The 11,771-nt window shown below is 75.4% G+C and carries 10 protein-coding genes; 8 read left to right on the forward strand and 2 right to left on the reverse strand.

The window, feature by feature from the left end; all coding sequences use genetic code 11:
• Positions 1-30 precede the first annotated feature (30 nt).
• The 3 genes from KRAD_RS17005 to KRAD_RS17015 are packed head-to-tail and all read left to right on the forward strand — an operon-like array spanning position 31 to position 5,063.
• Positions 31-1,890, forward strand: a complete 1,860-nt coding sequence (locus tag KRAD_RS17005) for a S9 family peptidase (RefSeq protein WP_012086883.1) — start codon at positions 31-33, stop codon at positions 1,888-1,890.
• Positions 1,891-1,903: 13 nt separating this feature from the next.
• The gene (locus KRAD_RS17010; RefSeq protein ID WP_012086885.1) at positions 1,904-3,112 is read left to right on the forward strand and encodes an osmoprotectant NAGGN system M42 family peptidase; all 1,209 of its coding nucleotides are present in this window, start codon (positions 1,904-1,906) and stop codon (positions 3,110-3,112) included.
• A gap of 22 nt (positions 3,113-3,134) precedes the next feature.
• Entirely contained in the window at positions 3,135-5,063 is a 1,929-nt protein-coding gene (locus KRAD_RS17015) for a chorismate-binding protein (protein ID WP_083782107.1), read from the forward strand.
• Here KRAD_RS17015 and KRAD_RS17020 read toward each other — a convergent pair.
• Together KRAD_RS17020 and KRAD_RS17025 are read right to left on the reverse strand one after the other, a co-directional pair.
• On the reverse strand, positions 5,029-5,952 hold the full coding sequence (locus KRAD_RS17020; RefSeq protein WP_049821258.1) for a GGDEF domain-containing protein: 924 nt from the start codon (positions 5,950-5,952) through the stop codon (positions 5,029-5,031). The genes KRAD_RS17015 and KRAD_RS17020 overlap by 35 nt on opposite strands.
• 67 nt (positions 5,953-6,019) lie before the next feature.
• A complete protein-coding gene (locus tag KRAD_RS17025) occupies positions 6,020-6,874 on the reverse strand; it encodes an aminotransferase class IV (protein WP_049821259.1) in 855 nt (284 codons plus the stop codon).
• Between the two features lie 131 nt (positions 6,875-7,005).
• Between KRAD_RS17025 and KRAD_RS17030 the strand changes: the two genes are divergently transcribed.
• The 5 genes from KRAD_RS17030 (at position 7,006) to era (ending at position 11,764) form a co-directional block, all read left to right on the forward strand.
• Positions 7,006-7,851 (forward strand): DUF72 domain-containing protein, encoded by an 846-nt coding sequence (locus KRAD_RS17030; protein WP_012086889.1) that lies wholly within the window; start codon positions 7,006-7,008, stop codon positions 7,849-7,851.
• Positions 7,852-7,946: 95 nt separating this feature from the next.
• Positions 7,947-8,996, forward strand: coding sequence for a PhoH family protein (locus tag KRAD_RS17035; RefSeq protein WP_049821260.1), 1,050 nt, complete (start codon positions 7,947-7,949; stop codon positions 8,994-8,996).
• 7 nt (positions 8,997-9,003) lie between these two features.
• On the forward strand, positions 9,004-9,525 hold the full coding sequence (ybeY, locus tag KRAD_RS17040; RefSeq protein WP_012086891.1) for an rRNA maturation RNase YbeY: 522 nt from the start codon (positions 9,004-9,006) through the stop codon (positions 9,523-9,525).
• Between the two features lie 3 nt (positions 9,526-9,528).
• Complete coding sequence (locus KRAD_RS17045) at positions 9,529-10,845, forward strand: hemolysin family protein (protein ID WP_012086892.1); 1,317 nt, start codon at positions 9,529-9,531, stop codon at positions 10,843-10,845.
• Entirely contained in the window at positions 10,838-11,764 is a 927-nt protein-coding gene (gene era / locus KRAD_RS17050) for a GTPase Era (protein ID WP_012086893.1), read from the forward strand. Before KRAD_RS17045 ends, era begins: the two co-directional genes overlap by 8 nt.
• Positions 11,765-11,771: the final 7 nt, after the last annotated feature.

Consider the following 11,771-nt stretch of genomic DNA (forward strand, 5'->3'; position numbering starts at 1 on the left):
CCGGCACCGGCCGTGGGGCAGCATGGGCCCGTGAGCGACGAACCCCTGGACCCGACCCCCGGTCCCGCCCTGGCCCTGGCCGACGAGCTGGTCGGGGCGTGGGGGAGCTGGCGCCCCACGATGACCCCGGACGCGCGCCGGGTCGCCTTCGTCTCCGACCGCTCCGACCTGCCGCAGCTGTGGGTGCAGGACGTCGTCCTCGACGGCCCGGCCCCGCCCGCGCGGCGGATCCACCTCTCCGAGGACCCCGTGGTGTCGGTGTCGTGGGCGGCGGACAGCCGCTGGCTGGCGTGCGCGGTCGCCGCCGGCGGCGGGGTCCGGACCGAGGTGTGGGTGGTGCGCCCCGACGGCACCGACGCCCGCCGCATCGCCGGCGAGGCCCACGAGCACGCCGAGCTCGGTCCCTGGACGCGCAGCGGGCACCGCGTCGTCGTCACCTTCCCCGCCACCGGGGGGAAACCCTCCCGGGCCTTCCTGGGCGACCCCGCCACCGGCCGGCTGGACCCGCTGGCCGAGGGCGGGCTCCTGCACGTCCTCGACGTGTCCCAGGAGGAGCGGTTCCTCGTCGTCGTCGACGGCGAGCGCGGCCAGCAGTTCGCCGTCGTCGTCGACCGCCTCATCGACGAGCACCAGCCGCTGCTGCCGCACGGCGCGACGGGTTCCACCGACGTCGCCCTGCTGCGCCCGGCCCCCGCCGGCGACACCGGCCCCGTCTACGTCTACCTCGCCTCCGACGTCGGCCTGCCCCGGCGCCAGCTGCTGGGGATGCCGTTCGGCCCCAACGGCTACCGCGGCGAGGCGCAGACCCTCGCCGCCCGCGACGACGCCGAGCTGGAGTTCGTCGACGGCGACGACGCGGGAACCCTGCTGCTGCTGGTGTGGAACGTCGCCGGGGCGAGCGAGCTGGAGCTGTTCGACACCACCACCCGCGAGCGCACCCCGCTGCGGGGGATGCCCGGGCTCGTCGCGACCGACCCGGTGCTCTCCCGCGACGGGCGCAGCGTCGTCCTCGGCGTCGAGGGCCCGCTGCGGCCGCGGGAGCTGTGGCACCTCGACACCGCCACGGGGGAGTGGACGCCCGTCACGCACTCCTCGGAACCCCCCGCGGGCGACCTCGTCGTCCCCGTCCTGGAGACCTACCCCGCCCACGACGGGCTGACCCTCACCGGCTGGCTGTACCGGGCGGCGGGCGAGGGGGCGGGAGCGGCCGCGCTGTACCTGCACGGCGGCCCCGAGGCCCAGGAGCGGCCCACGTTCAACCCCCTGGTCCAGGCCCTCGTCGCCGCGGGCGTCACCGTGCTCGCCCCCAACGTGCGCGGGTCCTCGGGCTTCGGGCGGGAGTTCGTGCACGCCGACGACGTCGAGAAGCGCCGCGACGCCTTCGCCGACGTGCTGACCAGCGCCGGGCACCTCGTGGCGCGGGGACTGGCCGACCCCGCGCGGATCGCGGTCACCGGACGGTCCTACGGCGGGTACCTCGTCCTCGCCTCGCTCGCGTTCTCACCGGGGGTCTTCGCCGCCGGCGTCGACATCTGCGGCATGAGCGACCTCACGACCTTCTACCGCGACACCGAACCCTGGATCGGGGCGGCCGCGGTCAGCAAGTACGGCCACCCCGAGCGCGACCGCGCCCTGCTGGAGGAGCTCTCCCCGCTGCGGCGGGTCGAGGCCGTCGACGTCCCCCTCCTCGTCGTCCACGGCGAGCTGGACACCAACGTCCCCCTCGGGGAGGCCCGCCAGGTCGTCGCCGCGCTGCGGGAGCTGGAGCGCGACGTCGACTACCTGGAGCTGGCCGGGGAGGGGCACGACTACCGGCGCGCGGAGTCGCGCCGGCAGCTGCTGCACCGCGTCGTCACCTTCCTCGGTGCGCACCTGGGCACGGCCGCCTGAGACGATCGGGGCGATGAACGCGCGAACGAACGCCCAGCCCCCCGCGACGACGCCGCGGGAGGTCGACCTCCCCGTCGACGTCGAGTACCTGACGAGCACCCTCATGGAGCTGCTGCGCATCCCGAGCCCCTCGGGGCGCACCGACGCCGTCATGCAGGTCGTGGGCACCCACGTCGACGCCCTGGGCCTGTCCTTCGACCTGACCCGGCGCGGGATCCTGCGCGCCACCCTGCCCGGGGCCACCGACGCCGTGAAGCGGGCCGTGGTGGTGCACGCCGACACCATCGGGCTGATGGTCAAGCAGGTCAAGGACAGCGGCCGCCTGGAGGTCGTCCCCGTCGGCAGCCACAGCGCCCGCTTCGCCGAGGGCGCGCACGTGACGATCTTCACCGACGACTTCGACCGGGTGTACACCGGCACGGTCCTGCCGCTGAAGAGCAGCGGGCACACCTTCGGCGACGAGATCGACACCCAGGGCGTGGGCTGGGACCAGGTCGAGGTGCGCATCGACGAACCCGTCGAGTCCGCCCGCGACGTCGCCGCCCTCGGCGTCGAGGTCGGGGACTTCGTCGCCCTCGACGCCGCGCCGCAGCTCACCCGCGGCGGGTACGTGAAGTCGCGCCACCTGGACGACAAGGCCGGCCTGGCCGCGTGCCTGGCCGCGCTGAAGGCCCTGCACGACGCCGACGTCCCCCTCGCGGTGACCGCGCAGTTCCTCGTCACCATCGGCGAGGAGGTCGGTTTCGGCGCCACCCACGGGCTGGCCCCCGACGTCGCCGAGCTCGTCGCGGTGGACAACGCCGTCGTCGCGGCCGGGCAGAACTCCCGCGAGGAGCTGGTCAGCATCGGGATGCTCGACATGACCGGCCCCTTCGACTACCACCTGTCCCGGCGGCTGCACTCCCTGGCCCGCGCCCACGGCATCCCCGCGGTGCGCGACGTGTACCGCCACTACCGCTCCGACGCGGCCCCCGCGCTGGAGGCCGGCATCGAGGCCCGCCACGCCCTGCTCGGCTTCGGCCTGGACTCCAGCCACGGTCACGAGCGCGCCCACGTCGACGGCCTCGTCGCCCTGGCCCGCCTGCTCGTGGTGTACCTCCAGAGCGGGCTGACCTTCGACGACTGGGACCAGGCCGAGGCCGGGCCGCTGGCCGACTTCCCCAGCACCAGCGTCCAGCCGGCCGAGCCCGAACCGGTGGACCGCACGGTCCTCCCCGACTGACGCGGTCTGGCACCCTGGGCGGGTGCGCTGGCTCGTCGTGGACAACCACGACTCCTACACCCACAACCTGGTCCAGCTGCTGGCCGTCGCCACCGGCACCGACCCGGTCGTGGTCAGCGACGACGACGTCGCCCCCGGGGAGCTCGACCTCGGCGGCTTCGCCGGTGTCGTCGTCTCGCCCGGGCCGGGGCACCCCGCCAACGCCCGCGACTTCGCCCTCTCCGCCGACGTCCTCGCCCGCGCCGAGGTGCCCGTGCTGGGCGTGTGCCTGGGGATGCAGGGGATCGCCCTGGCCGAGGGCGCGGTCGTGGACCCCGCCCCCCGGCCGCGGCACGGTTTCGTCGACCGGGTCCGGCACACCGGCACCTCGGTCCTCGCCGGCCTGCCCCAGGACTTCGCCGCGACCCGCTACCACTCCTTCCGCGTCGCCGAACCCCTGCCCGACAGCCTGGAACCGCTGGCGTGGGCCGGGGACGGGGTGCTCATGGCGCTGCGCCACCGGTCCCGCCCGCTGGTCGGGGTGCAATTCCACCCGGAATCGGTGGCCAGCACCACCGGGGCGCTGATCGTGGAGAACTTCGTGCGGTGGTGCCGGCGGTGGGGTTCGCGGCCCCACCGCCTGCACGCCCGCCGCTGCGGGCCGGCCGTCGACACCGAACGCGCGTTCGCGCACCTGTTCCCCGCCTCCGACGCGGCGTTCTGGCTGGACTCCGCCGCCCGCGGCGCGGGGTCGGGGCGGTTCTCGTTCCTGGGCGAGGGGACCGGGCCCGTCGTGGACTCCCTCGCCGGTCTCGCGGCCCGGCTGCGCGAGCGGGCGGTGGCCGGCGCGGACGCGGTGCCGTTCGAGTTCACCGGCGGTCTCGTCGGCTGGGCCGGGTACGAGGCCCGCGACGAGTGCGGGTTCCCGACGTCGCGGCGGGACGAGACCCCGCCCGCCGCGTGGGTGTTCTGCGACCGGTTCGTCGCCGTCGACCACGACGAGGACACCACGTGGGTCGTGGCCCTGTCCGAGGACGAGGCGGAACCGGCCTGGCTGGAGGAGGCCGCCGGTCTCCTCGCGGACCTCCCGCCGCTGCCGCCGCCCGCGCCCGCGCCGGAGGCCGCGGTGACCCTGGACACCCCGCCCGCGCGGTACCGGCAGGACGTCCTCACCGCGCAGCGGCAGCTGGTCGCGGGGGAGAGCTACGAGATCTGCCTCACCACCCGGGCCCGGGTCCCCGCCGCGGGCGACCCGTTCGACGCCTACCGGCGGTTGCGGCGCGCCAACCCCGCCCCCTACGCCGCGTACCTGCGGATCGGCGGCGTCGTCGTGCTGAGCAGTTCCCCCGAGCGGTTCCTGCGGATCGGCACCTCGGGCGCGGTGGAGACCCGCCCCATCAAGGGGACCGCCGCCCTGGACTCCGATCCCGCTGCGCTGCAGGCGGACCCGAAGACCCGCGCGGAGAACCTCATGGTCGTCGACCTGCTGCGCAACGACCTCGGCCGCGTCTGCGTCCCCGGCAGCGTCACCGTGCCCGACCTCATGGCGGTGGAGACGCTGCCCACGGTGCACCAGCTCGTCACCACGGTGCGCGGCCGGCTGCGCCCGGAGGTCACGGCCGTGGACTGCCTGCTCAGCTGCTTCCCGCCCGGGTCGATGACCGGGGCGCCGAAGCTGCGGACCACCGAGATCATCGACGCCCTGGAACAGCGCCCGCGCGGGATCTACTCCGGCACGATCGGGTGGTTCTCCACCACCGGCGCCGCGGACCTCGCCGTCGTCATCCGGACCGCGGTGCTCGTCGGGGACGAGTGGCGGGTCGGGGCCGGCGGCGCGGTCGTGCTCGACTCCGACCCCGACGCCGAGGTGGCGGAGGTGCTGCTGAAGCTGCGGGCCCCGCTGGCCGCGCTCACGACCTCGCCGTGGCCGGGGCGGGTCACCCCCTCCGGCGGGCCTTCGCCGCGTACATGACGGCGTCGGCGGCGTGCATCAGCTCCTCCGGGTCCAGGTGGCGGCCGTCGGGGCCGGGGGACGTCGCCGCCCCCACCGTCACCCCGACCCGGGGCAGGTCGCCGTCGCCGGGGCCCCGGCCCCACGACCCGTCGGTCAGCCGCTCGACGACGAGCCCGGCGGCCCGCGCGGTGGTGCCCTCGCACAGGACGGCGAACTCGTCCCCGCCGAGGCGGGCGGTGGTGTCCTCGGGGCGGACGGTGCCCCGGAGGTGGTCGGCGAAGGCGCGCAGGACCCGGTCGCCGGTGGCGTGGCCGCGGGTGTCGTTGACGGTCTTGAAGTCGTCGAGGTCCAGGTAGAGGACGGTGACGGGTTCCCCGTGGCGCTCCCCGCGGGGCAGGGCGCGCTGCAGCTCGTCGAGGAAGCGGGTCCGGTTGCCGAGGCCGGTGAGGGGGTCGTGGGTCGCCTCGTGCTGCAGCCGCCGCCGCAGGTCCTCGCGGTCGGTGGTGTCCTCCAGGTGCATGATCGCGTGGGGGTGCGCCGTCGTGCCCGCCCGGACGGCGGAGGTGGTGACGCGGACGTCGAGGAGACGCCCGTCGGCGGTGCGGAAGCGCGTCTCGTGCACCACGGCCGAGGTCGTCCCCTCGCGCAGGGAGCGGCAGGCCTCGACGGCGGCGGCCACCAGCGGCCCGTCGACGAGGCGGAAGAGGTCACGGCCGACCAGTTCGGCCGCGGGGTAGCCGAGGAGCCGGGTCACCGCGTCGTTGACGCGGGTCACGACGCCGTCCGGCTCGCACACCGCGACGGCGATGGGGGCGTGGACGAAGGCGCTGATCGCGTCCTGGGCCAGGGACCGGACCGAGGGGTCGCCGTCGTCGACGGGGGCCGACCCGCCGCTGTCGTGTCGCACCGTCCTCACCCTCGTCCCCGACGGTGGAACGCGCAACCTCTCCGGGGTCCCCCCTCCCCGGGGCCGCTCACCCGGGCCCGCTCCCGCCCTGGCGGGGGGCCGCCGACGTGCCCGGCGCGGGACGGTCCAGGGCGATCCCCTGCAGCCACCGGGTCAGCTCGGGGTCCCGGGGCACGGGCACGCCGTCGACGGCCAGGACGGGCGCGGCGCCGCGCAGGCTCGACAGCAGCCACGCCCCGTCGACCCCGGCGAGCCGGGACGGGCGCAGCGCGGTCTCGCGGTGCGGACCCACGGCGGCCAGCGTCGTGCCCGCCAGCACCCCGCGCCCGGCCACCGGCGGGGTGTGCCACTCCCCGTCCGCGCGCCACAGCAGGTTCGCCGTGGGCCCCTCCAGCGCGAGACCCCCCGCGTCGACGAACAGCGCGTCGTCGGCGCCGCGGCGGGCGGCCTCGCGCAGCGCCGCCGAGTTCACCGCGTACGACGACGTCTTCACCGCCGCCAGCAGCCAGCGGGCGCCGGGCACGGCGACCGTCCCCCGGGGCAGGGTGACGACGCGGACCCCGCCGCGCCCGGCGAGCACCGCCGCGGGCACCGGGCGCAGGGTGGCGATCCCCAGCCCGCTGCGCGACAGCGACAACCGCAGCGCGGCCTCCGCCCCCGCGGGGACGTCGTCGGTGAGGGAGCGGGCCAGCGCCTCCCACCCCGCCCGGTCGAAGGGGACCTCCAGCTCCTGCGCCCCGCGTGCGAACCGGTCCAGGTGCTCCGCCAGCCGCACCGCGCGCGCCGGCTCCCCGCCGTGCACCAGCAGGGTCTCGAAGCAGCCGTCGCCGCGCAGGCCCGCGTCGTCGGCCGGGGCGACGGGGGAGTCCCAGGGCACCTCCCCGCCCCCGAGGACGGCGGTGCGCGGACACGGTGTCGTCACGCGGGGAGTGTCCACCAGCCCTCCCGGGGCCCGGGCGCCGCCCCGCCGGGGCTCGGCGGGCGGGCTCGGCGGGCGGGGCGGCGGCCCCGCCCCCACCCTGTGACCTGACGCGGTGGACGGGAGGGGGAGCGGTGGGCGAGGTGCGGATCGGGATCTCCGGGTGGCGCTACCGCGCCTGGCGGGGCGACTTCTACCCGCAGGGGCTGCGGCAGCGCGACGAGCTCGCCTACGCCGCGGCCCGCTTCGACACCGTCGAGGTCAACGGGTCGTTCTACTCCCTGCAGCGGCCCACCTCCTACGCCTCCTGGCGCGAGCAGACCCCGGAGGGCTTCCTCTTCGCGGTCAAGGGCGGGCGCTTCATCACCCACCTCAAGAAGCTGCGGGACGTGGAGGCGCCGCTGGCGAACTTCTTCGCCTCCGGGGTGCTCGCCCTCGGCGACCGCCTCGGCCCGGTGCTGTGGCAGCTGCCCGAGCGGGTGCACTTCGACGCCGGGGTCCTCGACGCCTTCCTCGCCCAGCTGCCGCGGACGGTGGCGGAGGCGGCCGAGCTGGGCCGGCGCCACGACGCGAAGCTGGCCCCCGACCGGGTGCTCACCGAGGTCGAGCCGGGGCTGGAGGACCGGCGGGTCCGGCACACGCTGGAACCGCGCCACGAGTCCTTCGGCTCCGAGGAGGCCCTCGCCGTGCTGCGCGCCCACGACGTCGCCTGCGTCGTCGCGGAGTCGGCCGGGCGCTGGCCGACCTTCGAGGCGGTCACCACCGACCTCGTCCACGTCCGGCTGCACGGGGACGAGGAGCTCTACTCCAACCGCTACTCCGACGCCGCGCTGGACCGCTGGGCGGAGAAGGTCCGGGGGTGGTCCGAGCACGCCGACGTCCTCGTCCACTTCGACAACGACGCCCACGGCCACGCCCCCCACGACGCCCTGCGCCTGGCCGCCCGGCTGCCTCCCCCCGACCCCGCGCGGCGGCGCTGAGGAGCGCGAGGGGCCGGGTGGGGCCGGGCTCGTTAGGATCGGGGACGACAGCGCGCACCCCTCAGCACGGAGGCGAACGGCCCCACGGGGCGATCATGGCCAGCACCGACAGCACCCCCGAACCCACGGTCCAGCCGGCGGCGTCGACCCGGCACGTCATCGTCGTGCCGCCCGAGGTGGCGATGGTCTCCCTGCTCGGGGCGCGCGACGAACTGCTCCGCGTCCTCGAACGGGCCTTCCCCCAGGTCGACGTCCTCGTGCGCGGCAACGAGATCACCGTCACCGGCGCGGCGGGGGAGGTGGCCCTCCTGGAACGCCTCGTGGACCAGATGACCGCCGTCCTGCGCGCGGGCCAGCCCCTCTCGCCCGACGCCGTCGAGCGCTCGGTGTCGATGCTGCGCGCCCAGGCCGCCGGCACCGGCGAGGACCGCCCCGCCGACGTCCTCACCCTCAACATCCTCTCCAGCCGGGGTCGCACCATCCGGCCGAAGACGGTGAACCAGAAGCACTACGTCGACGCCATCGACGAGAACACCGTCGTGTTCGGCATCGGCCCCGCCGGGACGGGCAAGACGTACCTGGCGATGGCCAAGGCCGTCCAGGCGCTGCAGGCCAAGCAGGTCAACCGCATCGTCCTGACCCGCCCGGCCGTGGAGGCGGGGGAGCGGCTGGGGTTCCTGCCCGGGACCCTCACCGACAAGATCGACCCCTACCTGCGCCCGCTCTACGACGCGCTGCACGACATGCTCGACCCGGACTCCATCCCGCGGCTGATGGCCGCGGGCACCATCGAGGTCGCGCCGCTGGCGTACATGCGCGGGCGGACCCTCAACGACGCGTTCATCATCCTCGACGAGGCGCAGAACACCTCCGCCGAGCAGATGAAGATGTTCCTGACCCGCCTCGGCTTCGGCTCGAAGATCGTCGTCACCGGCGACGTCACCCAGGTCGACCTGCCCAGCGGCACCGAGTCGGGCCTGCGCGTGGTCCAGGACATCCTCCAGGACGTCGAGGACGTGCACTTCTCCCGCCTCACCTCCAGCGACGTCGTGCGGCACCGCCTGGTGGGGGAGATCGTCGAGGCCTACGACCGCTGGGAGGTCGCCCGCCCGGCCCGGGGCGGCCAGCACGGCCGGACGCGGTGAGCCTCCGATGAGCATCGAGGTCGTCGACGAGAGCTCCTTCGCGCAGGGACGGGGCGTCGACACCGTCGAGGTCTCGCACCTGGCCCGCTACGTGCTGGACGAGATGCGGGTGCACCCGCTGGCGGAGCTGTCGGTCCTCATGGTCGACGTCGAGGCCATGGCCCGCCTGCACGTGCAGTGGATGGACGAGCCGGGTCCCACCGACGTCATGTCCTTCCCGATGGACCAGCTGCGCCCGGGCCGCGAGGGCCGCACCTCCGAGCCGGGTCTGCTCGGCGACGTCGTGGTCTGCCCGCAGGTCGCCGCGGAGCAGGCGAAGGCGTCCGGGCACGCCACGGCCGACGAGGTCCTGCTGCTGGTCGCCCACGGCATCCTGCACCTGCTCGGCTACGACCACGCCGAGCCCGACGAGGAGCGCGAGATGTTCACGCTGCAGCGCCGCCTCGTCCTGGGGTTCCTGGCCCGCATCGGCCGCCCGGGGGACCCGACGCCCACCGTCGGGCACCGCGCCCTGCCCGCGGGGGACTGAGCGGTGGGTGCACCCGCCGTCCCGCTGCTGCTGCTGGCCCTCGTCCTGGTCGTGGCCGCCGGCCTGGTCGCCGCGGCCGAGTCCGCCATCGCGGGCACCTCCCGCCGCCGGGCCCGGGAGCTGGAGGCCGACGGCCGCCGCGGGGCCGCCGAGCTGGACCGCGTGCTGGGGTCGGCCACGTCGGTCCTCACCGTCGCCACCCTGCTGCGCGTCGTCTTCGAGACCCTCGCCGCCGTGTGCGTGGCCGTCGTGGTCGCCAGCTGGGTCGACTCCTGGTGGCTGGTCCTGCTGCTCGCCGGGCTGGGGATGTCCGCGCTGGACTTCGTCCTCGTCGGCGTGGGCCCCCGCACCCTGGGGCGCCTGCACGCCGAGACCGTCGCCCGGCGCGCGGCCCCCGTCCTCGGCCCGCTCACGACCGTCCTGGGTCCGCTGGCGCGCGCCCTGGTCGCCGTGGGCAACGCCGTCACCCCCGGTCGCGGGATGCGCCAGGGCCCCTTCGGCTCCGAGGCCGAGCTGCGCGAGATCGTGGAGCTGGCCGGGGAGACCTCGGTCATCGAGGCCGGCGAGCGCCGGATGATCAACTCCGTCTTCGAGCTGGGTGACACCCTGGTCCGCGAGGTCATGGTGCCGCGCACCGACGTCGTCTCCGCCCGCCGCGGGGCCGGGCTGCACGAGGTCGAGGCGCTGCTGCTGCGCTCGGGCTTCTCCCGGATGCCGGTCATCGGCGAGGACGCCGACGAGGTGCTGGGCATCGTCTACCTCAAGGACGTCGCGCGCCGCTTCCACACCGACCCCGTCGCCGCGCGCGCCGAGCGCGTCGAGACCGTGGCCCGCCAGACGGTCTTCGTCCCCGACAGCCTGCCGGTGGACGAGCTGCTGCGGCAGATGCAGCGCGACACCACCCACGTCGCGATCGTGGTCGACGAGTACGGCGGCACCGCCGGGCTGGTGACCATCGAGGACGTCATCGAGGAGATCGTCGGCGACATCGCCGACGAGTACGACCGCGCCGCACCCGACGTGGAACCGCTGCCCGACGGCGGTTTCCGCGTCTCCAGCCGCCTGCACGTGGAGGACCTCGGGGAGCTGTTCGAGAAGGAGATCGAGGACGAGGACGTCGACACCGTCGGCGGCCTGCTCGCCAAGACCCTCGGGGAGGTCCTCGTCCCCGGCGCCGTGGCCGAGGTCCACGGGCTGCGGCTGGAGGCCGACGCCCGCGTCGGGCGGCGCAACCAGGTGCGCACGGTGCTCGTGCACCGGCTGCCCGAGCACGAACCCGAACTCGTCGACGACCACGCCGGAGGGCACCAGCATGACTGAGACCACCCCCGGGACCCCCGCGCCCCACCGCTCCGGCTTCGCCTGCCTCGTGGGGCGCCCCAACGCGGGCAAGTCGACGCTGACCAACGCCCTCGTGGGGCAGAAGGTCGCCATCACCTCCTCCCGCCCGCAGACCACCCGCCACACCGTGCGCGGCGTCGTGCACCGCCCCGACGCCCAGCTCGTCCTCGTCGACACCCCCGGCCTGCACCGCCCCCGCACGCTGCTGGGCCAGCGGCTGAACGACCGGGTCCACGAGACCCTCGCCGAGGTCGACATCGTCGCCCTCTGCGTCCCCGCGGACGAGAAGATCGGCCCCGGCGACCGGTTCATCGCCGAGGCCCTCGGCAAGATCCCGCGCTCGACGAAGATCGGCCTGGTCACCAAGACCGACAAGGCCTCCAAGCAGCAGGTGGCCGAGCAGCTCCTGGCCCTGACCGCGCTCGGGGAGCAGGTCCTCGGCGGGTTCGCCGACGTCGTCCCCGCCTCGGCCAAGACCGGCGAGCAGGTCGACACCGTCGCCGACGTCCTGCTCTCGCACCTGCCGGTGGGCCCGCGGCTCTACCCCGACGGGGAGCTGACCGACGAGCCGGAGGCCGTGATGGTCGCCGAGCTGGTCCGCGAGGCGGCCCTGGAGGGGGTGCGCGACGAGCTGCCGCACTCCCTGGCCGTCGTCGTGGAGGAGATGACCGAGGGCGAGAACGGCGTCCTGCAGGTGTTCGTGTGGCTCTACGTCGAGCGCGACTCCCAGAAGGGCATCGTCATCGGCAAGGGCGGGGCCCGTTTGAAGGACGTCGGGACCCGCGCGCGCCGCTCCGTCGAGGCCCTGCTGGGCACCCGGGTGCACCTGGACCTGCGGGTCAAGGTGGCCAAGGACTGGCAGCGCGACCCCAAGCAGTTGCAGCGCCTCGGGTTCTGAGCTCCGC

Source organism: Kineococcus radiotolerans SRS30216 = ATCC BAA-149 (assembly GCF_000017305.1).
GTDB lineage: Bacteria > Actinomycetota > Actinomycetes > Actinomycetales > Kineococcaceae > Kineococcus > Kineococcus radiotolerans.

What these genes read in the sequence shown, in the direction of transcription:
- KRAD_RS17010 (WP_012086885.1), top strand. Translation starts at nt 1,904, where the DNA reads ATGAACGCGCGAACGAACGCCCAGCCCCCCGCGACGACGCCGCGGGAG.
- KRAD_RS17035 (WP_049821260.1), top strand. Translation starts at nt 7,947, where the DNA reads ATGGCCAGCACCGACAGCACCCCCGAACCCACGGTCCAGCCGGCGGCG.
- ybeY (WP_012086891.1), top strand. Translation starts at nt 9,004, where the DNA reads ATGAGCATCGAGGTCGTCGACGAGAGCTCCTTCGCGCAGGGACGGGGC.
- era (WP_012086893.1), top strand. Translation starts at nt 10,838, where the DNA reads ATGACTGAGACCACCCCCGGGACCCCCGCGCCCCACCGCTCCGGCTTC.